Origin of the sequence: Streptomyces sp. NPDC093071, assembly GCF_044754545.1 — a bacterium.
In the GTDB taxonomy this organism is placed as follows: Bacteria; Actinomycetota; Actinomycetes; order Streptomycetales; family Streptomycetaceae; genus Streptomyces.
This window is the reverse complement of the sequence record NZ_JBIVPH010000001.1, coordinates 843612-869146: the sequence shown is the minus strand read 5'-3', so window position 1 is coordinate 869146 and position 25535 is coordinate 843612. Positions and strand designations below refer to the sequence as shown.

Sequence of the window (25535 nt, the reverse complement as noted above, 5' to 3'; positions counted from 1 at the left end):
CCGGCCACCCCCTCGCCCGGCACTCCGGCGCCCCCGCGCGTCACCCCGACCGTTCCGACCGCCCCGCCCTTCCCAACGCCCCCGCCCGTATCTCCCGCACCTCCCGTACTGCCCGTACCGCCGGTGCCGTCGAGTGCGGGAGGAGGTCCGCCGGCTGCTCCGGGCGCAGGACCTCCACCGTCACCTCCTCGCGGAAGCGGTACGGGCGGTGGGCCAGGACCCCCGCCAGGGTCCGGCGCACCCGGGACATCTCGGCCCGCACGGTCACTGTCCTCGTACGGTCCCCGAACACGTCCTCCGCCAGCTCCGCCGCCGTCCGCCCGTCCCGGTGCAGCGCCAGGACGCAGAGCAGCTCGGCGTGCCGGGGGCTGAGCTCCTGCTGCCAGCCGCCCGCCGGGCCCGAGACGGCCACCGTCCAGCGGCGCGGCCGGCTCAGGTCGAGGACCACCTGCTGCGGCGCCTCCGCGTCCGGCTCCCCGGCCCCGGGCCCGTCCTCGACCCGCAGCAGCCAGCCGCCCGGCAGCGGCTCCACCGCGCAGGTCCCGAGCGAGGGCAGCCAGACCCGCCCGGCGCGGAAGGACTTGGGCAGCGGGACACGGTCCACCGGCGCGAGCCCGGTCACCGCCGCCGTCCAGCCGTGCGCGTCCACCGCGACGGCCCGGCCGCTCACCCGGCACAGGATCGGCGCGGCGACCGCCCGCAGCCGCTCGACCGATCGGCGGTGCCGCTCCCGCATCTCGGCCTCGGCGAGCTGCGCCACCGAGTCGACCAGGGCCAGCATCGCCGGATGGAAGGTGGACGCGGGACCGCTCACGTCGAGGATCCCCAGGAGCCGCCGGTCGCGCGGGTCGCGCACGGGCGCGGCGGCGCAGGTCCAGTTGTGCAGCGTGTGCAGGTAGTGCTCGGCGGAGTGGACCTGCACCGCCCGGCCCAGGGCGAGCGCCGTGCCGACCGCGTTGGTGCCGGTCGTGTGCTCGGTCCAGGCCGCGCCCTCCTCCAGGCAGATGCCGTTCGCCCGCCGCAGCACACCGGAGTTCCCCTGCCGCCACAGCACCCGGCCGTGCTCGTCGGTGACCACCATGATCTGGAGGGAGGCGTCGGCGATGCCGGCGAGGCCCCGGGTCAGCGTCTGCATGACCTCGGCGAGGAGCGTGGTCCTGCGCCGCTCCTCCAGCTCGTCGCGGTGGAGCAGCACGGTGCTGGTGCCCTGGTCGGGGTCGAGGCCGAGCCGGGCCATCCGCTGCCAGGACGCGTCGATGACCGGACGGGGCGCGATCGGCGGCGTCCGGCCCGCCAGCGTCGCCTCGCGCACCCGGTGCAGCAGCCGGGTGGCCCGGGCGGCGTCCATGGTGGCCAGCCGCTTCATGTCGAGCTGCGTGTTCTTCATCGGTCTCTCCCCGCCACCCGGGTGCTGTATCGGTTCTGCACAGGGCAGACGACCGGGGTTCCGCACGAGGCGGACGTCCGGAGCGTCGGTGCCCATCGTGCCGTCCGGGACCGTCCGGCGAGACCCGGTTCGGGTAATCCTGCAACCCTTTGCAACTCTCGCCCTCACCCGCCCTTCTGAGCGAACCTTGGACGAGCGGCGGGTGGTGCCGTGTCGGCGCAGCACCACCCCCGCTTTTTCGCGCGCCCGCGCGCGGGAACGCGCCCGACGCCCGCACGTATACGGACACGGACACGGACACGGACACGGGTACAGATAGGCGTACGAATACGGGCGGGCACGACGCCTACGCCTCCACCTCCACCCGCGCCCGCTCCACCACCGACCGCAGGTCCAGGGTGTGCGGCAGCGTCCCGAAGGCCGCGCCGCCGTCCCCGCCGAGCCGCGCCGCGCAGAACGCGTCCGCCACCTCCGGCGGGGCCCACCGCACGAGCAGCGCCCCCTGGAGCACGAGGGCCATCCGTTCCACCAGCCGCCGCGCCCGCGCCTCGATCCCGTCCAGGTCCGCCAGCTCCGCGAGCAGCTCCCGCACGGCCCGGTCGAACCGGTGGTCCGCGCCCCGCGCCGCCCCGACCTCCCGCAGGAACGCGTCGAGCGAGAGCGGTTCGGTCCGCAGCACCCGCACCACGTCCAGGGCCTGCACGTTCCCCGAGCCCTCCCAGACCGAGTTGAGCGGCGACTCCCGCAGCAGCCGGGGCATCCCGAACTCCTCCACGTACCCGTTGCCGCCCAGGCACTCCAGGGCCTCGGTCACCACCGGCGTACACCGCTTGGTCACCCAGTACTTCGCCACCGGCACCGCGATCCGCAGCAGCGCCCGCGCCCGGTCGGCGTCCGCCCCGCCGTCCTCCACCGCGTCGTACGCCGCCGCCAGCCGCATCCCGAGGACCGTCGCCGCCTCCGACTCCAGGGCCAGGTCGGCGAGCACGTTCCGCATCAGCGGCTTCTCGATCAGCGGCCCGCCGAAGGCGCTGCGGTACGCGCAGTGGTGCACGGCCTGCGCGACCGCCTGCCGCATCAGCGCCGCCGAGCCGAGCACGCAGTCGAGCCGGGTCGCCGCCACCATCCCCATGATCGAGCGGACCCCGCGCCCCTCCTCGCCGATCCGGCGCGCCCACGTCGTCCCGTCGAACTCCACCTCGGCCGAGGCGTTCGACCGGTTGCCCAGCTTGTCCTTCAGGCGCTGGATCGCGAACGCGTTGCGCGAGCCGTCCGCGAGCACCCGGGGCACCAGGAAGCACGTGAGCCCCGCCGGGGCCTGCGCCAGGACCAGGAAGGCGTCCGACATCGGCGCCGAGCAGAACCACTTGTGCCCGGTCAGGACGTACTCGCCGGCCGCCGCCAGCGGCCGCGCCTCCGTCGTGTTCGCCCGGACGTCGCTGCCGCCCTGCTTCTCCGTCATCGCCATCCCGAGCAGCACGCCCGGCTTCTCCGCGACCGGCAGCAGCGCCCGCTCGTACACGTGCGAGCGGGCCGCCGGCTCCCAGACCTCGGCGAGCTCCGGCTCGATCCGCAGCGCGGGCACGGCGGCGTGGGTCATCGACAGCGGGCAGCCGTGCCCCGCCTCCGCCTGCGTGGCCACCAGGAACCCGGCGGCGCGCCGCACGTGCCCGCCCGGCCGGTCCCACGCGTCGGTCAGGCCGGCCGATACGGAACGCCCCAGGAGCCGGTGCCAGGCCGGATGGAAGTGGACCTCGTCGACCCGGTGGCCGTAGCGGTCGTGGGTCCGCAGCCGCGGCGGGTTCTCGTTCGCCTGCTCGCCCCACTCCCGGACCTGCTCCGAACCCGTCGCCCGGCCGAGCAGCGCGAGCGACTCCCGGGCCTCCCCGAGCAGGCCCGGGGAGAGGTGCCGCCCGACCGCCTCGACCAGGGCACGGTCGCCCGTGAAGACGTCGTACCCCACCAGGGGAGGGGGCTGATTGGTCACTGTGTGGGTGGTCCGCGCCATGCGGATACGGTAAGCAGGTGCAGGCAGCAAGAGAAACACCCGAACGGCCCGAGCGGCGGCCCTGGAGCAGGCTCCACCGCGCCCGCGTCCTCTACCGCAACGTCTCGAAGCGGAAGATGGTCTGGCTGCTCCTCAAGGACACCGTCAACTCGTGCATCGAGTACCGGATCCTCGGCCTCGCCGCCGAGGCGGCGTTCTTCACCCTGCTGTCCCTGCCGCCCCTGCTCCTCGGCCTGATCGCCCTCCTGGGCTACGCCGACGACTGGACCAACACCGACACCGTCACCAGCATCCAGGAGAACATCCTCCGCGCCGCCGGAACGGTCCTCTCCGACCGGGGCGTCGAGGAGATCGCCAAACCGGTCCTGGACGACGTCACCCGGGGCAAACGGCCCGACCTGATCTCCCTCGGCTTCGCCATCGCCCTCTGGTCCGGCTCCCGCGCGGTGAACGTCTTCATCGACACCATCACCGTCATGTACGGCCTCGACGGCCACCGCGGCATCGTGAAGACCCGGCTGCTCGCCTTCCTGCTCTACCTCGTGGCCCTGGTCATCGGCGCCGTCGTGCTGCCCCTGGCCGTCGTCGGCCCCGACCGGGTCGTCGAACTCATCCCCTGGGGGACGGAGGTCGTCTCCGTCCTATACTGGCCGGCCGTCATCCTCCTCTCCATCGCCTTCCTCACCACGCTCTACCACGTGTCGGTGCCCGTCCGGTCGCCGTGGATCGAGGACATCCCCGGCGCCCTCGTCGCGCTCGCCATGTGGGTCCTCGGCAGCTTCCTGCTGCGCATCTACCTCACCAGCCAGGTCGAGGGTCCCACCATCTACGGCTCCCTCGCCGCCCCCATCGCCGTCCTCCTCTGGATCGGCGTCTCCGCCTTCGCCGTCCTCGTCGGCGCCGCCGTGAACGCCGCCATCGACCGCGTCTGGCCCTCCGTCGCCACCGCCGCCGCCCGCGAGGCCAACGAACGCGCCCGCGCCGTCCAGGCGGCGGAACTCGTCGCCCGCGTCCGCGCCGAGGCCGACGACGTCGACGAGGACGACCCGGACATGCCCTCCGAGTTCCCCGAACGCTGGTCGAAGTTCCTCCCCCCGGACGACGTGAAGTCCCGGCTGCACTCGGGGTGGGAGAAGGACTGACGCCCGGGCCGTCCCCGGCTCGCAGGACAGCGCCCGAAAAACCCGTGGCGCGCTCCGGACGCCCCCGCTACGGTGACTCCCGTACGAGATCCCCGTACGAGATCTTCATGCGGGATCCTCACGCGCGAGCGCGAAAAGACACAGGAGGTGTGACCGATGGCTGTCGTCACGAAGGGCCTTGCCCGCACGCGGAAGTTCGTCCACTCCACCTCCGTGGCCACCGGCTGACCTCTCCACGCTCCACACGCGCCGCCGGGGCCACCCCTGTGAAGGGTCCCCCTTGTCTTTCCCGCTTTCCCTCAGTTCCTCCTCCCTCCTCGACGCCCACGGCTGGGACTCCGGCTGGGCCGACGCCTTCGAGCCGTACGCCGTCCGGGGGCTCGTTCCCGGGCGGGTCGTCCGGGTCGACCGCGGTCAGTGCGACGTCGTCACCGCCGACGGGACCGTCCGCGCCGACACCGCGTTCGTGACCCCGCACGACCCGCTGCGGGTCGTCTGCACCGGTGACTGGGCCGCCGTCGATCCCGAGGGCGCCGGTGATCCCCGGTACGTGCGGGCGTGCCTGCCGCGCCGTACCGCGTTCGCGCGCTCCACCTCCTCCAAGCGGTCCGAGGGGCAGATTCTCGCCGCCAACGTCGACCACGCCGTGATCGCCGTCTCGCTCGCCGTCGAGCTCGACCTCGGCCGGATCGAACGCTTCCTCGCCCTGGCGTGGGAGTCCGGCGCCCAGCCGGTCGTCGTCCTCACCAAGGCGGACCTCGTCCCCGACCCCGTCGGCCTCTCCTACCTCGTCGAGGACGTCGAGACCGTCGCCCCCGGCGTGCGGGTGCTGCCCCTCAGTTCGACCACGGGCGAGGGGGTCGACGTGCTCTCCGGCGTCGTCGCGGGCGGCACGACCGTGCTGCTCGGGGTCTCCGGCGCCGGCAAGTCCACCCTCGCCAACGCGCTCGTCGGCGAGGACGTCATGTCCGTGCAGGCCGCCCGCGACGTCGACGGCAAGGGCCGCCACACCACCACCACCCGCAACCTCTTCGTCCTGCCGGGCGGGGGCGTCCTCATCGACACCCCCGGCCTGCGCGGCGTCGGGCTCTGGGACGCCGAGACCGGCGTCGGCCAGGTCTTCTCGGAGATCGAGGAGCTGGCGGCGGAGTGCCGCTTCCACGACTGCGCCCACGAGGCGGAGCCGGGCTGCGCGGTGGCGGCCGCCATCGAGGACGGCACCCTGCCCGTCCGCCGCCTGGAGAGCTTCCGCAAGCTCATGCGCGAGAACCAGCGGCTGGTGGCCAAGACCGACGCCCGCCTGCGCAACGAGATCCGCAAGGACTGGAAGCGCAAGGGGGACGCGGGCCGGGCCGCCGGCGAGTTCAAGCGCAGCGGCCGGCTGCGGTAGCCGTACGGGCGGGGACGTACGCACGGCCGTACGGCCCCGGGGAGCGTGGTGTCCGAAAACCGCGAGCCCCGGGCCGTGCGCCGCCGCACACTGGTATCCGTGAGGGACGACGACACCCGCTACGAGGCGGTCAGCAGCAGGGACGCGCGGTTCGACGGAGAGTTCTTCTTCGCCGTCCGGACCACCGGCATCTACTGCCGGCCCAGCTGCCCCGCCGTCACCCCCAAGCGGCGGAACGTCGCCTTCTTCCCCACGGCCGCCGCCGCCCAGGGCCACGGCTTCCGGGCCTGCCGCCGCTGCCGCCCGGACGCCGTGCCCGGCTCCGCCGAGTGGAACGTCCGGGCCGACGTCGTCGGGCGCGCCGTCCGCATGATCGGGGACGGCGTCGTCGACCGCGAGGGCGTCCCCGGCCTCGCCGGACGCCTCGGCTACAGCCCCCGCCAGGTCCAGCGCCAGCTCACCGCCGAACTCGGCGCCGGACCCGTCGCCCTCGCCCGCGCCCAGCGGGCCCACACCGCCCGGCTGCTGCTCCAGACCACCGGGCTCCCCGTCACCGAGATCGCCTTCGCGGCCGGCTTCGCCAGCGTCCGCCAGTTCAACGACACGATCCGCGCCGTCTACGCCCGCACCCCCACCGCCCTGCGCGCCGAGTCCGGCACCGGCGCGGGAGCCCGTACCGCCCTCGCCGCCGGGGTGCCGCTGCGGCTCGCCCACCGGGGCCCCTACGCGGCCGGCGAGGTCTTCGACCTGCTCGCCGCCGAGGCCCTGCCCCGCGTCGAGGAGGTCGTCGGCGCCCCCGGCGCCCGCACCTACCGGCGCACCCTCCGCCTCCCGTACGGCACCGGGATCGTCTCCGTCGACGAGCGGTCCGCCGGGCGCTGGCTCGACGCCCGGATCCACCTCACCGAGCTGCGCGACCTGACCACCGCCGTGCACCGGCTCCGCCGCCTCTTCGATCTGGACGCCGACCCGTACGCCGTCGCCGAACGCCTCGGCGCCGCCCCCGGCCTCGCCGCCGAGGTCGCCGCACGGCCCGGCGTGCGCTCCCCGGGCACGGCCGAACCCGAGGAGTTCGCGCTGCGGACCCTCCTCGGCGCCGAGGAGTCCGCCCGGGTCGTCGAGGAGCACGGCACCCCGTCGGCCACCGCCTGCGGCGGCCTCACCCGCCTCTTCCCCGCGCCCCGGGACCTGACCGGCCACCCCGTCGCGGGCCCGCTGGCCCGCGCCCTCGCCGACGGAGCCGTACGCCTCGATCCCGGGGCCGACCGCGACGAGGCCGAGCGCGCGCTGCTCGCCGTCCCCGGAGTGACCCCCGGGGCCGCCGCCCTGATCCGGATGCGGGCCCTCGGGGACCCCGACGCGGCCCTGCCGGACGGGCCCGCGGCGGAGGAGTGGCGGCCCTGGCGCTCGTACGCCCTCCGCTATCTCTTCCCGGCCGGGGCCCCCGGGGGGCCGTTCCCGCGCTCCGAAGACGCGGGAGCCCCGTGAGGACCGTCCGGTCCTCACGGGGCTCCCGCATGTCCTTCCGTGGGTCGGTTACCGCGCGGCGTACCCGAAGCGGACGCCGCCCGAGGGCAGCCCGCCCGTCCCGGGCCGGTACGCGGTCACCGGGGCGACCGCCCCTCCGGCGGTGACGTTGGACATCGGCAGGGCGTACAGCGCGCCGCCGGCGTTCGGACCGTAGGCCATGCCGACGTACAGGCGCGTGCCGGTGAAGGCGAGGCTCTTGCCGAGGTACTGCTTGGCGCCCGGGGTGCCGGGGATGCCGTCGCCGTCGCCCGCCTCGATCCAGCGGTCGTTGGTCCCGGCCGCGCCGGCCAGGGAGAAGGTGTGCACCGCGCCCGCCTGGGCCGCCGTGCCGAGGGTCTCGCCGGGCGTGCCGACCGCGAGCCGCATGGAGGCGGAGGTGCTCACCGCGTCCGGGGCGGTGTTGACGGCGGCCAGGGTCTCGCCCATGCGGTCGCCGGCCTCGGAGGTGCCGGAGACCGTGTCGTCCGCGGTGCCCTGCTTCAGCTCGCGCAGGTAGCTCCACGTGCCGTCGGCCTTGATGCGGATCTGCACGACCCGGCCCGCGTTGGCCCGGTCCTGGCCGTCCACGACCACGCCCTCGCCGGGCGAACCGATCGCGAGGATCGACTCGGAGGCGGTGGCGGCGCCCGACGCGCGGAACGGGGCGATGGCCACCGCGAAGCCGAACTCGTCACCGGCCTCGGCGCCGCCGGAGATCGCGGGGTTGTCCTGGTCGAGGCCCGCCAGCGGGGTGGGCTTCCCCTCGGAGTCCAGCTTGTTGGGGTTGAAGACCGCCACCCCGCCGGACTTCGCCAGGCTGCCGATGGCCTCGCCGGGGGAGCCGATGGCGAGGAAGTTGGAGTCGCCGGCCACGCTGAAGCCGAACTTGTCGTCCTTCTCCGCCGTGCCGGGGACGCCCGCCTTGTCCTGGTGGATGGCGACGCTGGTGGTGCCGTGGACGTAGAAGGCCCCGCCTGCCGCGGTGAGGGTGCCGAGGGACTCGCCGGGGACGCCGATCAGCAGGTACGGCTCGCCCGACCGGGTGGTGCCGGCCGCGAGGGAGTGGCCCATGCGGTCGCCCGACTCGGGGCCCGAAGCGGCGATCGCGCCCGTGCCCTGGCCCTGCTCGAAGTGCGTGGCCTTCTTGCTGCCGGTGCCGAGGCCGCCGGCCGCGCCGTAGAGCACGTCGACGAAGCCCGCGTCGGTCGCGGAGCCCACGTCCTCCCCGGGGGTGCCCACCACCAGGTCGGTGTAGCCGTCCTTGTCGTAGTCGACGGTGGCGAGCTTCTCGCCGAACCAGTCGCCCTGCTCCGAGCCGCCCGGCACCCAGTCGAGGTCCTGGTGGATGCCCGCGGTGCCCTTGCCGCCGCCGTACGTGATCCAGACCGCGCCGGCGGTCGTGGTGCCGCCGACGGTGGCCGCCGGGTCCGCGATCGCGACGTCCTCGGCGCCGTCGCCGTTGAAGTCGACGATGCCGGTCTTCTTCGGGGCGATCGCCTGGCCGAGGTCGATGCGCGGGGTGGTGGCGCCCGTGTAGCCGATGGGCCGGCCGGTGCTCTTCAGGAGCGCCTGGAGCTCCGTGACGCTCTTGGTGGGGTACGTCTGCCGCAGCACCGCGAAGGCCCCGGTCACGTGCGGCGCGGCCATGGAGGTGCCGTTCTTGGGGGCGTACGCGCCGCCGGGCACGGAGGAGACGATGCTGGTGCCGGGGGCGAACAGGTCGAGCAGCGGGCCCCTGTTGGTGAATCCGGACAGCTCGTCGTCGGGGGTGGTGGAGCCGACGGTGACGGCGGAGGAGACGCAGCCGGGGGCGCTGACCGCGTCGGCGTAGCCGTTGTTGCCGGCCGACACCACGGTGGCGACACCGGCGGCGAGCAGCTTGTCGACGGCCACCTTGCGGGGGTCGGCGGTGCAGTCGGTGGTGTAACGGCCACCGCCGAGGCTCAGGTTGGCCGCGATGACGGGCGTACCGGCCTGACGGAGCTGCAGCACCTTGTCGAGGCCCGCGAGCTGGGCGCTGGTGAAGCTGAGGACGCACGGGGTGGAACCGCCGCAGTAGTCCTCGGAGTCGAACTTGCTGAAGACCTGGATGGCGATGAGGTCGGCGCCGGGGGCCACGCCGCGCGCCGGGGCGCCGCTGAGGCCGGCGCCGTTGCCGACGGCGATGCCGGCCACGTGGGTCCCGTGGTCGCATCCGGAGATGGTCGCGCACGGCCCGGTCTCGGAGTCGGCGGTGCCCGCGCCCTCCTGCACCCCGGCCCCGTTGGGGCAGAGGCTGGAGGCGCCGAGGTCCGCGTCGCTCGGGGAGAAGCAGGCCTCGGCCTTGACGCGGCCCTTCAGGAACGGGTGGCGGACGGCGACACCGGTGTCCAGGACGGCCACCGCGCTGCCCGCGCCGGTCTTGCCCGCGGCGAAGGCCTTGTCACCGCCGATGAGGGGGACGCTGTTGTCCAGGGTCGGCGGCACCGGGACGTCCTCGGTGACGCTGACCACGCCCGGCTTGGCGGCCAGCCGGTCCAGGCCGGCCCGGTCGACCTTGAGGGTGACCACCGGCAGGATCGCGAAGGACTGCTTCGTCTCGCCCGCGCTCGCCGCGTCGGGGAGGTCCGCCCGGTCCTCGGTGACGACGTTGACGCGGACGGTGCCGCCGCCGTCGGTGGAGTCGTACAGGGGAGGGTCGATCGCCCCGTCGGCCGCTTCGGCCGCCGCGGGGGCACTCAGCGGCGCGGCGGCCTGGGCCGGTACCGCGCCGAGCGACACGGCCGTCAGCGCGGTGACGACCGTGGCCCAGAACTTCTTCTTCACAGTTGCCTCGGAGAGAAAGAGGACGTCGCTCGGCCCGTGGAGAACGGGGGCGCGGCTCGGCCCGGGGAGACGGTGGCAGCACACGGGTGCGGGAGGGGTGACGGAGCGCCGGGCGCGGTGTGCGGTGGGAGAGGGGCCGGGCGGCGGGGGTCCCGCCGCCCGGCCCCGGTGTCCCGGGGAGTGCTCCGTCGGGAGAACGGGCCGGAGATCAGGTCTTGTTGGCGCCGTTCTTCGGGTTGCCCTTGCGGACGCCCTGGCGGTAGGTCCAGGCGGTGGCGCGGCAGGGCTTCTTCCAGAAGTAGCCCGCGCAGACCTTGTCGCGCAGTGTGGTGTAGAAGACGTCGTCCACCGCGACCTTCTTCCGGCGGTCGAGGTAGTACGCGTAGCCCTTGTAGGTGTTGCCGATCAGGCCGTAGCCGTAGTCGTGCATGTCGCACGCGGGACGGAAGTTCCAGCCGCCCGGCCTGCTGACGTTCGGGCCGGGGGTGCTGCAGCCGTCGTTGTTGATGCCCACGACGCGGTAGCCGGTCTTGGTCCACTTGAAGTACGGCTTGTGCCAGCCGTAGTGCGCGGCCCAGGCGGCGCAGCCGGTCTTCCAGTAGTACAGCCAGTGGCGGGCCCAGCTGCACTTGCGCGGGTAGGCCTCCGGGTCGGAGATCTCACCGGGGCCGATGTCCGTGGCCGGGGGAGCGGTGGCGTTCGCGTCGGTGATCCCGCTCGCGCCCTCGATCGGGGCGTCCGCGGACGGACGGGCGGGGCCGGCCGGCAGCACGTCCGGGGAGGCCGACGTCGTCGGGTAGGCGAGGTCCCAGTCGCCGTTGTCCGGCGAGACGATGTCGGAGACGCGGCCGGTGGCGTCGTACACGTAGGAGGAGACCGCCGCGCTGCTCTCGACCGGGTTGGTCACCGAGCGCAGCAGGCCGGAGGAGTCGTACGCGTAGCGGGCGAGGGTCTGCGTGGTGGTGCCGGTGGTGACCTTCACCTCCTTGGCGCGGCCCGTGTAGTCGCCGGCCTTCGTCCCGGAGGCGGTGGTGGAGGTCGCGTAGCTGATCGCGACGGTCTCCTTCAGGGCCTCTCCGACGGCCGGCTCCGTGATGGTGGAGACCCGGCCCTTGGAGTCGTAGGTGACGGTGGAGACGCCGTAGGCCGCGTTGCCCGAGCCGGTGACCCGCCAGGCGTTGGTGCCGGGGGCGACCTGTTTCCAGGTGCGGGTGGGCTTGAGGTCGGCGGCCGACACGGGCTCGTCGCCCGCCTCGGAGGCGCCGGCGGGCTGCCCCTCGTCCGCCACCGTGAGGTCCACGTTGAGGGTCTCGACGACGGTGGAGACCAGGGTGCCGGTGGCGGCGTCCCACCGGGCGGTGTCGGTGATCCGGTCGCCCGCGGCGGTCTCGTACTTCTTCACCCAGCCGCCGTCGGGGGCGTCGAGGCTGCTCTTGAGCAGGTAGCGCGTCGACTCGCCCACGCCGAGGTCGGTGACGACGATGGCGTCGCCCTGCTGCTCCAGCTTCTGGTTGAGCTCGCCGCCCAGGAACTCGGCCTCCCAGCCGGGGCCGAAGACGCCCATGTCGGGGCGGTTCACGGGGGCGGACTCGGGCTTGGCGACGTCGCCCGCCCGGGCGGCGACGGTGTGCCTGCGGCCCACGGAACCGGCGGAGACGTCGTTCTCGGCGATCTCGAAGGTCTGGCTGCCGGTCGAGTACATGCCGGGGCCCACCTCCTCGAACTCGCCGGTGGCCGCCGGCGGGTCGACGATCCCCGTTCCGGCCGTACCCGCTCCGGCGGCCTGCGGCCCGGCGGGTGTCGTTCCCACGGCACTCTGCGGAAGCAGGAGCGCCATGGAGAGCGCGGCAATGACGGGCAGAGCGGTTCTGCGCATGAATTCCCCCCATGCGATAAGTCGTTCGCCTGTTGATCGCTTACGGATCGTTTACTGATCGCTGCGGACACTAGGAGGCGAGCGGTCGCCTTCACAAGAGTTTTCGGAAGGTAAAAGAAATTCGCTTTATTCGCGGAAGTTATTTGCAGTCACTTTCGGCCAGGTGGCTGAAACGGTAATGAGTAGGGGTACTCATGCGCCGTGTGCGGCGTGGCCCGAGACTGTGCGGGTGACGCGAATCCACGCCTCGAACGACACGTGTGTACGTCCTCCGGGCCGCCCGCGACCCGCCCTCGCGGCAGCGGTCCTCGCGGTCCTGGCGCTCACCGCCTGTGGTGCGGGTGGGGCGGAGGGTGGCGGTGAGGAGGGCGGATCCGCCCGCGCCGGCGCCACCGCCAGTGCCACCACCAGCGCCGCCGTCGATGCCGTCGGACCGGCCGGCGGGTCGGCCTTCGCCGCGATGCTGGCCGAGGTCGCCCGGCCGTGCCCGTCCGGCCACGCGCCCGTCGACCGGCCGGGCGGCCCCGGCGGCGGCGCGGAGGAACCCTCGGTCCGCCCCGGGGAGACACCGCCGGACGGCCCGGTCGAACCGGGCTTCCCCACGGGCGGACCGGAGACGGAGCTGAGCGCGCGGGACTGGTGCGCGAGCGGTCTGCACGAGGAGCGCGTCACCCAGGCGCTCCTGAAGCTGAAGGACCCCGCTCCCGGCGGGGTCAGGAAGGTCCTGAACGGCCTCGGCTACGTGGACGAGCGCATCCACGACCTGGAGCGGACGGGCGCGACCACGCGTTTCTCCCTCGATCTGAGGGAGAAGGGAGGGCGACTTTGCGTCAGGGGGTCGGCGGCCGGTGAGCACACCGTCGTCGAGACCTGTGTGGCGCCGGAAACCGGTCCGTTCTCATCCATGAATGCCGGAAATTAGTCATTGGGTCGATATGGCGGCCCGGTGATGTCGGGGAGAACGGCGGTCTCTTTTCCGCCCGGACATTCCCTTTCGCCGGGGTGCGGCGCGAACTCCGTACGCCGCTCCGGCGCTTTTCGGTGCTTTTCCGGTGGGCGAAGAGGCGTGCCGGAAAACCCTTCGCCGCCTCAGCCCCAGATGACCGCTCCCGCCCACGCCCCCACGACCAGCAGACAGGCGAACAGCTCGACCAGCACGCTCGTGCCGGCCGCCCGCATCACCGTCCGGGTCGCCGCCCTGGCCTGCCCGTGGCCGCCCAGGCGGAGCCGCTCCGCCAGGTAGATCCCGCCGACGAAGCCGGGGATCGCGCCGACCACCGGGACCAGGACGAAGCCCAGGAGGGCGCCCACCCCGGCGTACGCCACCATCCGGCGGGTGATGCCGACCCCCCGGAAGCGGCGCGCGGGCAGCTGCCAGACGATCACCTGGGTGAGGAGCAGCAGGCCGGTCGAGGAGGCCAGCAGGATCCAGGCGAGGTCCGTCCGCTCGTGCAGCGACCACCAGAGCATCGCCGCCCACACCAGCCACGTTCCCGGCACGCCGGGCGCCAGGACCCCGAACAGACCGAGCAGCATCACCGTCGCGACCATCAGGAGCTGCCACACACCCACGCTGCCCAGCGTGCACGACGCCGAGGATTCCCGCAGGTCGCGAGGGGCGGACGGGGGACGGGGTCCCTTACGGGGCCCTGAGGGGTGCGGGATCTCCGGGGTGCGGGCCCCTAGGCGTGCGGGCCGATCCGGCGGAGAGTGGGCTCCAGGGCGTACGGGCCGCCCCGGCGGGGTGCGGACCCCGAGGCGTGCGGACCCTGAGGCGTGCGGACCCTGAGGCGTACGGACCCCGAGGCGTACGGACCCCGAGGCGTACGGACCCCGAGGCGTACGGACCCCGAGGCGTACGGATCGACCCGGCGCAGTGCGGGCCCCGAGGCGTACGGGCCGATCCGGCGGGGTGCGGGCCCCGAGGCGTACGGGCCGATCCGGCGCAGTGCGGGCCCCGAGGCGTACGCGCCGCCCCGGCGCAATACGGGCCATACGGCCTACGCGCCGCCCCAGCGGCACCAAGCGTGCCCCGAGCCCCCGCCCCCCGTCCCCGCCCTCACCCCCGCGCCACCCACCCCTTCTCGTACGCGTGCCAGCCCAGCTGGAGGCGGGTCGAGACCCCCGACAGCTCCATCAGCCCCTTCACCCGCCGCTGCACAGTCCGCAGCCCCAGGTCCAGCTGCTTCGCCACGCTCGCGTCCGTCATGCCGGCCAGCAGCAGGGAGAGGATCTCCAGGTCCACCGCGTCCGGGCCCGGCGCCTCGTCCTCGGTGATCTGCGCGCCCGCCCCGAGCCGCAGCGGCAGCGCGTCCCGCCACACCGACTCGAAGAGCCCCATCAGCGATTCGAGGAGCCCGCTCGCGTGCACCACGATCGCCGCCGGCTCCGCGCCCCGCCCGGTCAGCGGCACCATCGCCAGGGACCGGTCGGCGACGACCAGCTTCGTGGGGACCCGGTCCGCGACCCGGATGCGCTCCTCGCGGCCGAGCGCCGCCGACAGCTCCATCAGCCCCGTCGGCAGGGAGAGCACCTCGCGCTCGATCACCACCCGGTAGCGCACCCCCCGCCCGGCCGCCTGCTCCTCCGCGTCGTTCTCCAGACCGGAGACCGCGATCGGCTTGCCCGTCACCAGGGCGCAGACCTCCTCCGTCGCCCCCAGCTGGAGCTGGAGGAAGCGGTGGGTCACCGCGCTCGCCCCGGTCACCACCTCCACCAGGTCGTGCACGGCCGCCTCCGCCGCCTCCGCCCGGTACTCCTCGGCGAGCAGCGCCGCCGCCAGCTCGGCCTGCTCCAGCTCGTGGCGCTGCTGGGTGAGCAGCGCGCCGAGCGCCACCCCCGGCGGGGCCGCGACCCACCGCCCGGTGCGGGCCGAGGACTGGGCGGCGAGCCCCTGCGACTCCAGGCGCCGCAGCGCCCGCTCGGTCTCCCGCTCCGGCAGGGCGAGCCGGTGCGCGAGGTCCGTGACCTCGGCCGCGCCCAGCGAGACCAGGGCGCGGTACGCCGATTCCTGACGCTCGTCGAGTCCTATCGCTCCCAGCATGGAATGCCCCACCCCTCGCCCACCTCCGCCGGGCGTCCCGCGTCTTCCCGGGACGTTCACCGGAGGCTTTCGTTCCGTTGGTGACCTGGCGGGAAACGGCCACGGCGTATTCCCGCCCGGCTCATCATCCCTGCACCGCCCTCACCTCTGCCAATGTGGCGCCACCGCAGCACCAACAGCCTCCGGGAAAGGGCGACTTGCACCGCCATGCCCGGAATCAGATGGGGAGAGCGATGCGTCCGATTTCGCGTACGGTCCTGGGAGCGGCGACAGCCGCCGTCCTGGCCGCCACCGCGGTCGCGCCGTCCATGGCGAACGAGCCACGGGACGGCACGGCCGGCAAGCGACCCCTGGTCGGCAGCGAGGCCTCGGCCCGCACCGGAGCACGGACCGCCACGGTGACCCTGGTCACCGGCGACCGCGTCCTGGTCACCCGTGACGCCGCCGGCGTCCCGGCGGCCGCGGCCCTGCCCCGCGAGGACGGGACCGTCCCCTTCGTCCAGACCCGCCGCACCGGCCAGGACCTGTACGTCTACCCGGAGACCGCCACCGCCGCGCTCGCCGCCGGACGCGTCGACGAGGAGCTCTTCAACGTCACCGGCCTGATCCGCCAGGGCTACGACGACGCCGCCACCACCGCCCTCCCCCTCATCGCGGTCTACGGCTCCGACGTCGCCCGCTCCGCCCCCCTCGCCCCGCGCGGCGCCCGGCGCGGCCAGGTCCTCGAGGCCGTCGACGGCGTCGCCCTCCGGGCCGAGAAGAAGACCGCCGCCACCTTCTGGGCCGAGGTGAACGCCCCGAAGGCCCGTACCGCCTCCGGCATCCGGAAGCTCTGGCTCGACCGCAAGGTCGAGGCCGCCCTGGAGCGCTCCACGAAGCAGGTCCACGCCCCCGAGGCCTGGGCCGCCGGCTACGACGGCAAGGGCACCCGGGTCGCCGTCCTCGACACCGGTGCCGACGCCGACCACCCCGACCTCAAGGGCCGCGTCGTCGCCTCGGAGAACTTCACCGACTCCGACACCGCCGCCGACCGCCAGGGCCACGGCACCCACACCCTCTCCACCGTCGGCGGCTCCGGCGCCGCGAGCGGCGGCAAGAAGAAGGGCGTCGCGCCCGGCGCGGAACTCCTCAACGGCAAGGTCCTCGACGACTCCGGCTCCGGCGCGATCTCCTGGATCATCGCCGGCATGGAGTGGGCCGTCGCCCAGGGCGCCGACGTCGTCTCCATGAGCCTCGGCAGCCCCGTCCCCACCGACTGCACCGACCCCATGAGCACCGCCGCCGAGGAACTCGCCCGGAACGAGGGCACCCTCTTCGTCGTCGCCGCCGGAAACACCGGCCCCTCCCTCAACACGGTCTCCTCGCCCGGCTGCGCGCCCGGCGTCCTCACCGTCGGCGCCACCGACCGCGACGACTCCACCGCGTACTTCTCCAGCCGCGGCCCGACGCTCGTGAACCACACCCTCAAGCCCGAGATCGCCGCGCCCGGCGTCGCCATCTCCGCCGCCGCCGCGGGCGGCCGGGGCGTCTACGCCTACCAGTCCATGTCCGGTACGTCGATGGCCACCCCGCACGTCGCGGGCGCCGCCGCGATCGTCAAGCAGCGCCACCCCGACTGGACCGCCCGGCAGATCAAGGCCGCGCTCGTCGCCTCCGCCGAGAGCGACGTCCCCGGCGACGTCCGCGAGGTCGGCGGCGGCCGTCTCGACGTCAAGGCCGCGATCGACCAGAAGGTCCTCGGTGCGCCCGCCGTCCAGGGCGGCACCTTCCACTGGCCGCAGGACAGGACCGACCGCACCACGGTCTCCGTCCCGTACACCAACACCTCCGGCGCCCCCGTCACCCTGAACCTCTCCGTCGAGAAGGTCACCGGCAACGACGGCTCCCGCGTACGGAGTTCGGTCGCCCGCCTCGGCAAGCGGACCGTCACCGTCCCCGCCGGCGCCACCGTGAAGGTCCCGCTGGAGCTCGACCCCGCCGCCCGCCTGGACCGCGCCCAGTACGGCGACGTCACCGGCCGCGTGATCGCCACCGGCAAGGGCGGCGTCCACGTCTCCACCCCGTTCTCCCTCTACGTCGAGCCGGAGACCGTCACCCTCCGCGTCAAGCTGATCGACCGCCTGGGCGCACCCGCCTCCGGCGCCTCCTCCCTCGACGTCATCGGCACCGACGACGCCACCGGCGAGCGCCGCTTCAACGAGGGCGCCACCGACCAGGTCTTCCGCCTGCGCCCCGGAAGCTACTTCCTCTCCTCCTACGTCACCACGCCCGACCCGGGCGAGGGCGCCGCGCTGAACGACTCGCTCAGCTACCTCGGCCGCCCGCAGCTGGAGCTGAGGAAGGACACCACCGTCGTCCTCGACGCCCGCAAGGCGCACGAGCTGTCGATCGACACCGACAAGGACACCGAACTCCGCGGCGCCACCCTCGCGTTCGCCCGCTCCTGGGACGACACCTGGACCCACGCCGGCACCGCCGCCGGACCGCGCACCCTCCGCGCCTACTACGCCTCGGTCGAAGGCCGCGCCGACGACGGCGACTTCGAGTTCGGCAGCTACTGGCGGGCCGCCGCCCCGCAGATCACCTCCCTGCGCACCACCGACGGCCTGACCCTGCACCCGCTCACCGGCTCCCTCGCCTCCGACAACCTCGACGGCACCGGCTCCGCCCGCCTCGTCGACGCCGGAACCGGCACCCCCGACGAACTGAAGGCCGCCGACGTCAAGGGCCGCGTCGCCCTCGTCCGCCTCCCCGACGACACCAGCCAGGCGAGCACCGTCGCCCGCGACGCCAAGGCCGCCGGAGCCGTCGCCGTCGTCGCCCACCACACGGCCCCCGGCCGCTGGTACCCGGCCGGAGGCTTCATGGGCATCGGCCTCCCCGTCCTCTCCGTCCCCTCCACCGAGGCCACCGCGCTCCTGGGGAAGCTGGCCGCCGGACCGGTCACCCTCGCCTGGAAGGCCACCGCGAAGAGCCCGTACGTCTACAACCTGGCGTTCCCCGAGACCGGCGCGATCCGCTCCGCCAAGGAGTACCGGGTCCGCGACCGCTCCCTGGGCCGCACGGACTCCACGTACGGCTCCACCGGCGTCACCACCGACTTCTTCGACAGCCCCGCCGCGTACCGCCCCAACGGCACCCGCGTCTTCTTCGGCTCCCTGGAGACGGTCCCCGTGCCCGGTACCCGCACCGAGTACTACTCCGCCGGCGACACCGCCTGGGAGCAGCTGATCGGCAGCAACTTCCCGTTCGGCGAGCTCATGGTCGGCGCCCGCCACGCCTACGGGGCGGGGGAGAAGCGCACCGAGCGCTGGTACGACGGCGTCCTCGCCCCCACCGCCCCGCGCGACACCACCGGGAAGCCGGTCCTCGTCTCCGAGCGCCAGGGCAACCTCATCGGCTTCGCCTCCGCCATGTGGGGCGACAACACCCACCACGCCGAGCCCGGCTCCTTCGGCGACATCGGCAGCCTCCGCCTCCGCCGCGACGGCGAACTCCTCGGCGAGACCGGCCGGCCGTACGGCGTCTTCGAGGTACCGGCCGAAGCCGGGACGTACACGCTCGAACAGAACACCATGAAGATCGGCAGCAAGGTGTGGGACCGCTCCACGACCGTCAACTCGGTGTGGGAATTCACCTCCAAGCTTGACGAGAGCGTCTATTCTCAGGGCATCCCGATTCTCTTCCCCCGGTACGACCTTCCGGAGGACGGCCTCAAGACCCTCGCCGCGACCGACGGCCAGCACATCGGCCTCACCGCGACGGGACACGCGGGCTACACCCCCGCGGCGCTCACCTCGGCCAGGCTCTCGTACTCCTACGACGGCGGCACGACCTGGACCGAAGCGCGGGTCTCCCAGCAGGGCGGCCGCTGGACCGCGACCGTGAACCACGCGGGCGCGACCGGCGAGCAGGTCACCCTGAAGACCGAACTGACGGACGCCAGGGGCAACTCCGTCACCCAGACCGTGGTCCGCGCTTACGACGTGCGCTGACCACGCCGGTCCGCCGGGCGTCCTTCCCGTGGGGGGTGGGGTCGCCCGGCGGACCACCCATTCGCCGCAACGCTTTTCCCGATGTCCCGTTTTCGGACCCCCCGCGCGGTGGACAATAAGGGCATGACGCAGCAGGGGGACAGCTGGTGGGACAAGCTCTACGACGAGTCGGCGCCGGACACGGCCCCGACGGCCTCGGGTGACACGCTCGACGACCACTTCGACACGGCGGCCCGCGCCACGACGGGCCCACCGGGCGACCCGCGCCCTCCGACGCCTCCGGTACCTCCGGCGCCTCCGACGAAGGACGCGACGACGGACGCGGTTACGGACGCGGTGACGCCTCCGGCCCGGACCGGGACCCCGGACCCCCGGTCCACGCCACCGGCCCCGGCCCCGATTCCGGCCCCGAAGACGGCCCCGGCCCCGAAGGCGGACACGAGCGGGACCCCCGGCGCGGTCCCGGAACCGCCCCGGCCCTCCGCCCCGCCTCCACTGCCGCCGCCTCCTCCGTCGTCCGCGCCAGCGACGGCCCCCGAGCCGTCCGCACCGCTCACGGCCGCCGCCCCCAGCGCCCCGACCGCCCCACCGGTACCTCCCGTACCGCCCCCGCCGCCGTCCGCCGCCCCGGGCACGTCCGCCCCCTGGGAGACGGCCGGGGCCCCCGGGCCGCGGACCTTCCCCGGGCCGCCGCCCCCGCCGGCCGAGGTGCCCGTCGAGGAGCCCACCGTCCAGGTGCCGGTGCCCCCGGACCTCCCGGAGCGGGAGCCCGAGCCCGAGAAGGAACCGGCCGACGGCGACACCGGCACCCGCCCCGACCACGCCCCGACCGTCCAGGTCGCCCTGCCCGTCCCCCGGCCCCGTACCGGATTCGTCGGCAGCAGGCCGCCCACCTACGAGCCCGAGCCCACCGCCCTGCCCCTCGCCCGCCCCGGCGAACTCGCCGACGTGGTCACGGACACCGTCCTCGACGGCGCCCGCTACGGCACCTGCACGCTGCGCGCCGCCTCCGTGCGCGGCGACTCGGCCCGCTTCCGGGGCGAGCCCCGCCGCGACGCCCTCCTCACCGCCCGCTTCGGCCACGACGAGGCCGCGCTCGTCCTCGTCGCCGTCGCCGCCGGATCCCGCGCCGCCGAGGACGCCCACCTCGCCGCCGCCGACGCCTGCCGGTGGATCGCGGAGGCCGTCTGCCGCAGCCACACCCGGCTCTCCGAGGACATCAGGTCCGGCCGCCGGGGCGACCTCAAGTCCGGACTGCACCGGCTCACCGACCGCACGTACGGCAAGCTGCGCGCCCGCGCCGCCGAGCGCGGCCTCGCCCCCGACGCGTACACCGCGTCCCTCCGCTGCCTCCTGCTCCCCGCCGACCCCGACTGCCGCACCCGGGTCTTCTTCGGCATCGGCGGCGGCGGTCTCTTCCGGCTCCGCGACGGTGCCTGGCAGGACATCGAGCCGCTGCTGCCCGAGCGGGCCGCCGTCACCGGCGCCCCCGTCGTGGGCTTCGGCTCCCCGCCGGCCGCCCCGTCCGCCCCGGAGGCGACCGAGGAGGGCGACCGGCTCACCATGGACCTCGGCATCACGACCGCGCCCGGACCGCTCGTCGAGGAGCCCGTGCCGCCGCCCGCCGAGCCGTTCCGCTTCCGCGCCTCCGTCGCCCGTCCCGGTGACACCCTGCTGCTCGCCTCGCCGGGGCTCGCGGACCCGATGCGCGACGAGCCCGGCCTCGCCCGCGAGCTGGCCGACCGCTGGGCCGACGCGGAGCCGCCCGGCCTCGCCGCCTTCCTCGCCGACACCCAGCTGAGGGTGACCGGTTACGCCGATGACCGTACGGGGGTGGCCGTCTGGGAGGCGTGATCCGCCGGGCCGTGTGTTGATGGAGCCATGGCCAAACAGAACGTCGCCGAACAGTTCGTCGACATCCTCGTGCGCGCGGGCGTGCAACGCCTCTACGGAGTGGTCGGCGACAGTCTGAACCCGGTCGTGGACGCGATCCGCCGCACCAAGGGGATCGACTGGATCCACGTCCGGCACGAGGAGACCGCCGCCTTCGCCGCGGGCGCCGAGGCCCAGATCACCGGTGGCCTCGCCGCCTGCGCGGGCTCCTGCGGACCGGGCAACCTGCACCTCATCAACGGGCTGTACGACGCCCACCGCTCCATGGCCCCGGTCCTCGCCCTCGCCTCCCAGATCCCGTCCAGCGAGATCGGCCTCTCCTACTTCCAGGAGACCCATCCCGACCAGCTGTTCCGCGAGTGCAGCCACTACAGCGAGCTGATCTCCAGCCCGAAGCAGATGCCCCGGCTGCTCCACACGGCGATCCAGCACGCCGTCGGCCGCGGCGGCGTCAGCGTCGTCTCGCTACCCGGCGACATCGCCGCCGAGCCGGCCCCGGAGAAGGCGGTGGAGTCCGCCCTCGTCACCACCCGGCCCACCGTCCGCCCCGGCGACGCCGAGATCGACGCCCTGGTCCGGATGATCGACGACGCCGACCGGGTGACGCTCTTCTGCGGCAGCGGCACCGCCGGGGCGCACGCCGAGGTGATGCGGTTCGCCGAGCGGATCAAGTCGCCCGTCGGCCACGCCCTGCGCGGCAAGGAGTGGATCCAGTACGACAACCCGTACGACGTCGGCATGAGCGGGCTCCTCGGGTACGGCGCCGCCTACGAGGCCACCCACGAGTGCGACCTGCTGATCCTGCTCGGCACCGACTTTCCGTACAACGCCTTCCTGCCCGACGACGTGAAGATCGTCCAGGTGGACGTGAGGGCCGAGCACCTGGGGCGCCGCTCCCGGCTCGACCTCGCCGTCTGGGGGGACGTCCGGGAGACCCTGCGCTGCGTGACCCCCCGGGTCCGGGCCAAGAAGGACCGCCGCTTCCTCGACAAGATGCTCAAGAAGCACGCCGACGCCCTCGAAGGGGTCGTCAAGGCCTACACCCGCAAGGTCGAGAAGCACACCCCTATCCACCCCGAGTACGTCGCCTCCGTCCTCGACGAACTCGCCGACGAGGACGCCGTCTTCACCGTCGACACGGGCATGTGCAACGTCTGGGCGGCCCGCTACCTCACGCCCAACGGGCGGCGCAGGATCATCGGTTCGTTCAGCCACGGCTCGATGGCGAACGCGCTCCCGCAGGCGATCGGCGCCCAGTTCACCGACCGGAACCGCCAGGTCGTCTCGCTCTCCGGCGACGGCGGGTTCTCCATGCTCATGGGCGACTTCCTCACCCTGGTCCAGTACGACCTGCCCGTGAAGGTCGTGCTCTTCGACAACTCCTCGCTCGGCATGGTCGAGCTGGAGATGATGGTCGCGGGCCTGCCCTCGTACGGGACGACGAACAAGAACCCGGACTTCGCGGCCGTCGCCCGCGCCGCCGGGGCCTACGGCGTCCGGGTCGAGAAGCCCAAGCAGCTCGCGGGCGCCCTCAAGGCGGCCTTCAAACACAAGGGTCCGGCCCTGGTGGACGTCGTCACCGACCCCAACGCGCTCTCCATCCCGCCGAAGATCAAGGCGGACATGGTGACCGGCTTCGCGCTCTCCGCCAGCAAGATGGTCCTGGACGGGGGCGTGGGCAGGATGCTCCAGATGGCCCGCTCGAACCTGCGGAACGTGCCCAGGCCCTGACCCTCCGCCACGACCCATGTGTGCCGACGGTCCTGTGGGGCATTCATCCCCGTGAGCCTGTTCGACGCGACCACGGGTGGGGGACATGACCGGGGAGTCACGACAGCCGACTCAACTGCTCAGAAAGGTGGGCTGCGCGGATCTCACGGCCGTACCGGAAGTACGGCACGCCTTACGCGAACTGCTGCGGAAGTGGGGCGGTCCTGGCGCCTCCGACGTGGCCGAACTCCTCACCAGCGAGCTGGTGACCAACGCCCTGGTGCACACCGACCACGGGGCCGTCGTGACCGCGACGGTCGTCCCCGAGCAGCTGAGGGTCGAGGTCCGCGACTTCGTCCCCGGCCTGGACGCGCCGCACGCGCTGCCCGCCGACGACCGCACGAACGGCCGGGGGCTCGTCCTCGTCCAGGCCCTGGCCGACTCCTGGGGAGTCGAGGACCAGGGGGTGGGCAAGGTGGTGTGGTTCGAACTGAACGGCGGGGCCGCCTGAGGGGGCGACCCCGCCGTTCTCCGTACTTCCTCGCTCAGCCGAACTGCTGCTCCAGGTCCTTGAGCTTGCGCTCCAGGGAGTCGAGACGGGGCAGCGCCTGGGTGTCGTCCTCGGCGGTGAGGTCCACCGCCCGGGAGTCTCCCGTCCGGGGCTCATCGCCCCTCACGGCTTGCAGGGATGGCCGGGGCCGAAGCGGCAGTTGTCCGGGATCCGCTATGGCGGGCTCCACGACGGGCGCCTGGACGGCCCCCGTCGTGGAGCCCGACCCGGCGACCTGGGCGGGCGCCGCGCCCGGGACGGCCGTGGCGTTCAGCGCCGCCATCTCGACCTGGCGGCCACCGCCACGACCGAGCCCGAAGGAGCGGTGCTGACGGTTGATCGCCTTGAGCCGGGCCCGGTCCAGCTTCACCTGGTCCCGCCTGCGGATCCGGTTCTGCTCCTTCTCCTTGCGGTCCTCCCGCACCTCGTCGACCGCCTCGTCCAGGGTCCGCACGTTCTCCAGGAGCATCAGGGACCAGGCCGCGAAGGTCTCCCGGGGCGCCCTCAGCCAGCGGACGATCCGGATCTGCGGCAGCGGGCGGGGCACGAGGCCCTGCTCGCGGAGCGCGGCCCGGCGCGTCTGCTTCAGCGCCCGGTCGAAGAGGACCGCCGCCGAGAGGGACATGCCCGCGAAGAACTGCGGTGCCCCGTCGTGGCCGAGGCCCCTGGGCGCGTGCACCCAGTTGAACCAGGCCGCCGCACCCGCGAACAGCCAGACGAGCAGGCGCGACCCGAGGGCCGCGTCGCCGTGGCTGGCCTCGCGGACGGCGAGGACCGAGCAGAACATGGCCGCGCCGTCGAGGCCGAAGGGCACGAGGTACTCCCAGCCGCCGGAGAGGCTGAGGTTCTGGCGGCCGAAGCCCACCAGCCCGTGGAAGGAGAGCGCTGCGGCCACGGCCGCGCAGCAGAACAGCAGGCCGTACGAGGCGAATCCGTAGATCGCCTCCTTGCGCCGGCGGCGCTCCTCGCTGCGTTCCCAGGAGTCCTCGGCCGGGGCCTGGTCACCGGCGCGCTTCCCGCGCGCGAGCACCGCCACCGCCGTCAGGACCCCGGCGACCATCACGCCGCCGGGAAGCAGCCAGTCCAGCGATATGTCGGTCAGTCTCATGCGGTGTCCCTTGCATCGCGGTAGGGCGTTCGGTCGCCCATACTGACCGACCTCGTACGGCCCTCACGGCGTTTCGGGGCAAGACCACGCCATCGGGGTGAGGGTCCATACGAATAGGGGCGATCTGGTCGAACGCCCTTGCAAGGAAGAGGAGTTGCGTTCGATTGTCGCCACCCTTCCGGGTGGCGTAATCGTCGTGCGGCCCGTCGGGGGTTTCAGGCGGCCGCGGTCAGCCGGCGGACCCGGTCGGCGTCGCAGGTGCGCGGGCAGGTGACGCAGGTGTCCTCGGGCCGCAGCGTGTAGAAGAAGCAGCAGGTGGCCCGGTCCCGGGTGGTGAGCGGGGCGCCGCCCGGACCCTCGGCGCCGGGCAGCTCCCGGAAGCCCGCGGAGCCCGCGTACGGCTTGGCCGTGCCCGGCATGAGGAGCTCCAGCTCCGCCATCGCCCGGCGCTCCTCGCCGAGCAGGGTGCCGACGTACCAGAGGCCCTCGACGATCTCGTCCGTCGCCATGCCCCACAGGGCCCGGCGGCCGCGCCGCATCCGGGAGCCGAAGCCGTCGAGGACCGCCTCGAAGTGCTCGGCGAGCGAGGAGCGCACCTCGGCCCGCAGCGCCTCCTCGTCGGCGACGACCCGGGCGCCGGGCAGGGCCGCGGCGGGGTCGCCCGGCAGGCAGGCGAACTCCTCGATCCGGACCGCCATGCGGCCGAGCGTGCGCTGGAAGGCCACGTTCCGGACGGGCAGGCGGGGGACCCGGCGCTCCAGGAACCAGGGGACGGTGACCAGGAGGCAGGCGGGCCAGGCGTAGCGGTGCAGGCCGAAGCTGGCGACGACGTCGGGGCGGGCCCGGGTGCCGTAGTCGCGCAGCACCTGCTCGTCGTCCCAGGCCAGGAAGGCGTCGAGCTCGGTGCCGCCGGCCGCGAGCGCCTCCGCGTCGACCCAGCCCTCGCCTCGCGGCAGGAGCTCGCCGGGGGCGTGTTCCTCTATGCGCAGGTACGAGAAGACCTCGGCGAGGCGGGCGTAGGACGCCGCGACGGACGAGGCGGGCGGGGCGGGCAACAGGGCGGGGACGGTCATGCGGACCACCGAATCGCGATCGTTGGCAGGTAAGGCTTACCTTACC

At 73.9% G+C, this 25535-nt stretch carries 16 protein-coding genes; 8 read left to right on the top strand and 8 right to left on the bottom strand.

Annotated features, from left to right (window positions below):
• Positions 1-40: 40 nt before the first annotated feature.
• Positions 41-1387, bottom strand: a complete 1347-nt coding sequence (locus ACIQD7_RS03600) for a GAF domain-containing protein (RefSeq protein ID WP_402439039.1) — start codon at positions 1385-1387, stop codon at positions 41-43.
• A gap of 346 nt (positions 1388-1733) precedes the next feature.
• Positions 1734-3395, bottom strand: coding sequence for an acyl-CoA dehydrogenase family protein (locus tag ACIQD7_RS03595; protein WP_402439037.1), 1662 nt, complete (start codon positions 3393-3395; stop codon positions 1734-1736).
• A gap of 17 nt (positions 3396-3412) precedes the next feature.
• Here ACIQD7_RS03595 and ACIQD7_RS03590 point away from each other — a divergent pair, with 17 nt between their 5' ends.
• From ACIQD7_RS03590 to ACIQD7_RS03580, 3 genes are all read left to right on the top strand, one after another.
• Positions 3413-4537: a YihY/virulence factor BrkB family protein gene (locus ACIQD7_RS03590; RefSeq protein WP_121831950.1), complete on the top strand. Its 1125-nt coding sequence runs from the start codon at positions 3413-3415 to the stop codon at positions 4535-4537.
• Between the two features lie 280 nt (positions 4538-4817).
• Positions 4818-5927: a ribosome small subunit-dependent GTPase A gene (gene rsgA, locus ACIQD7_RS03585; RefSeq protein ID WP_402439035.1), complete on the top strand. Its 1110-nt coding sequence runs from the start codon at positions 4818-4820 to the stop codon at positions 5925-5927.
• Between the two features lie 99 nt (positions 5928-6026).
• Positions 6027-7415, top strand: coding sequence for a DNA-3-methyladenine glycosylase 2 family protein (locus ACIQD7_RS03580; protein ID WP_402439033.1), 1389 nt, complete (start codon positions 6027-6029; stop codon positions 7413-7415).
• A 48-nt stretch (positions 7416-7463) separates the two neighbouring features.
• Here ACIQD7_RS03580 and ACIQD7_RS03575 read toward each other — a convergent pair whose 3' ends face one another.
• Positions 7464-10241 (bottom strand): S8 family peptidase, encoded by a 2778-nt coding sequence (locus tag ACIQD7_RS03575; RefSeq protein ID WP_402439031.1) that lies wholly within the window; start codon positions 10239-10241, stop codon positions 7464-7466.
• 208 nt (positions 10242-10449) lie between these two features.
• Complete coding sequence (locus ACIQD7_RS03570) at positions 10450-12117, bottom strand: phospholipase A2 (RefSeq protein WP_402439029.1); 1668 nt, start codon at positions 12115-12117, stop codon at positions 10450-10452.
• 229 nt (positions 12118-12346) lie between these two features.
• On the opposite strand from ACIQD7_RS03570, the gene ACIQD7_RS03565 reads away from it, so the two are divergent.
• On the top strand, positions 12347-13039 hold the full coding sequence (locus tag ACIQD7_RS03565) for a hypothetical protein (protein WP_402439028.1): 693 nt from the start codon (positions 12347-12349) through the stop codon (positions 13037-13039).
• A 167-nt stretch (positions 13040-13206) separates the two neighbouring features.
• On the opposite strand, the gene ACIQD7_RS03560 is transcribed toward ACIQD7_RS03565, so the two are convergent.
• Together ACIQD7_RS03560 and ACIQD7_RS03555 are read right to left on the bottom strand one after the other, a co-directional pair.
• Positions 13207-13689 carry a DUF456 domain-containing protein gene (locus tag ACIQD7_RS03560; RefSeq protein ID WP_161373491.1) on the bottom strand — a complete coding sequence of 161 codons (483 nt, stop codon included), beginning with the start codon at positions 13687-13689 and terminating at the stop codon, positions 13207-13209.
• Positions 13690-14176: 487 nt separating this feature from the next.
• The gene (locus ACIQD7_RS03555) at positions 14177-15160 is read right to left on the bottom strand and encodes a helix-turn-helix domain-containing protein (protein ID WP_402439025.1); all 984 of its coding nucleotides are present in this window, start codon (positions 15158-15160) and stop codon (positions 14177-14179) included.
• Positions 15161-15393: 233 nt separating this feature from the next.
• Here ACIQD7_RS03555 and ACIQD7_RS03550 point away from each other — a divergent pair, with 233 nt between their 5' ends.
• The 4 genes from ACIQD7_RS03550 to ACIQD7_RS03535 all read left to right on the top strand — a co-directional run bounded on the left by ACIQD7_RS03550 (position 15394) and on the right by ACIQD7_RS03535 (position 23269).
• Positions 15394-19155, top strand: coding sequence for a S8 family peptidase (locus tag ACIQD7_RS03550; RefSeq protein ID WP_402439023.1), 3762 nt, complete (start codon positions 15394-15396; stop codon positions 19153-19155).
• Positions 19156-19278: 123 nt separating this feature from the next.
• Complete coding sequence (locus tag ACIQD7_RS03545) at positions 19279-21009, top strand: protein phosphatase 2C domain-containing protein (protein ID WP_402439021.1); 1731 nt, start codon at positions 19279-19281, stop codon at positions 21007-21009.
• Between the two features lie 27 nt (positions 21010-21036).
• Positions 21037-22779, top strand: a complete 1743-nt coding sequence (locus ACIQD7_RS03540) for a pyruvate dehydrogenase (RefSeq protein ID WP_161373488.1) — start codon at positions 21037-21039, stop codon at positions 22777-22779.
• An 85-nt stretch (positions 22780-22864) separates the two neighbouring features.
• Complete coding sequence (locus ACIQD7_RS03535; RefSeq protein WP_402439019.1) at positions 22865-23269, top strand: ATP-binding protein; 405 nt, start codon at positions 22865-22867, stop codon at positions 23267-23269.
• A 34-nt stretch (positions 23270-23303) separates the two neighbouring features.
• Here ACIQD7_RS03535 and ACIQD7_RS03530 read toward each other — a convergent pair whose 3' ends face one another.
• Both ACIQD7_RS03530 and ACIQD7_RS03525 read right to left on the bottom strand, forming a co-directional pair.
• On the bottom strand, positions 23304-24416 hold the full coding sequence (locus ACIQD7_RS03530) for a DUF2637 domain-containing protein (protein WP_121833655.1): 1113 nt from the start codon (positions 24414-24416) through the stop codon (positions 23304-23306).
• A gap of 215 nt (positions 24417-24631) precedes the next feature.
• Positions 24632-25489 (bottom strand): (2Fe-2S)-binding protein, encoded by an 858-nt coding sequence (locus ACIQD7_RS03525; protein WP_402439017.1) that lies wholly within the window; start codon positions 25487-25489, stop codon positions 24632-24634.
• Positions 25490-25535 lie beyond the last annotated feature (46 nt).

Coding starts and splice junctions, on each gene's coding strand:
- ACIQD7_RS03570 (WP_402439029.1), bottom strand. CDS start 12,117: ATGCGCAGAACCGCTCTGCCCGTCATTGCCGCGCTCTCCATGGCGCTC.
- ACIQD7_RS03535 (WP_402439019.1), top strand. CDS start 22,865: ATGACCGGGGAGTCACGACAGCCGACTCAACTGCTCAGAAAGGTGGGC.
- ACIQD7_RS03545 (WP_402439021.1), top strand. CDS start 19,279: ATGACGCAGCAGGGGGACAGCTGGTGGGACAAGCTCTACGACGAGTCG.
- ACIQD7_RS03530 (WP_121833655.1), bottom strand. CDS start 24,416: ATGAGACTGACCGACATATCGCTGGACTGGCTGCTTCCCGGCGGCGTG.
- ACIQD7_RS03525 (WP_402439017.1), bottom strand. CDS start 25,489: ATGACCGTCCCCGCCCTGTTGCCCGCCCCGCCCGCCTCGTCCGTCGCG.
- ACIQD7_RS03550 (WP_402439023.1), top strand. CDS start 15,394: ATGCGTCCGATTTCGCGTACGGTCCTGGGAGCGGCGACAGCCGCCGTC.
- ACIQD7_RS03555 (WP_402439025.1), bottom strand. CDS start 15,160: ATGCTGGGAGCGATAGGACTCGACGAGCGTCAGGAATCGGCGTACCGC.
- ACIQD7_RS03595 (WP_402439037.1), bottom strand. CDS start 3,395: ATGGCGCGGACCACCCACACAGTGACCAATCAGCCCCCTCCCCTGGTG.
- ACIQD7_RS03540 (WP_161373488.1), top strand. CDS start 21,037: ATGGCCAAACAGAACGTCGCCGAACAGTTCGTCGACATCCTCGTGCGC.
- ACIQD7_RS03600 (WP_402439039.1), bottom strand. CDS start 1,387: ATGAAGAACACGCAGCTCGACATGAAGCGGCTGGCCACCATGGACGCC.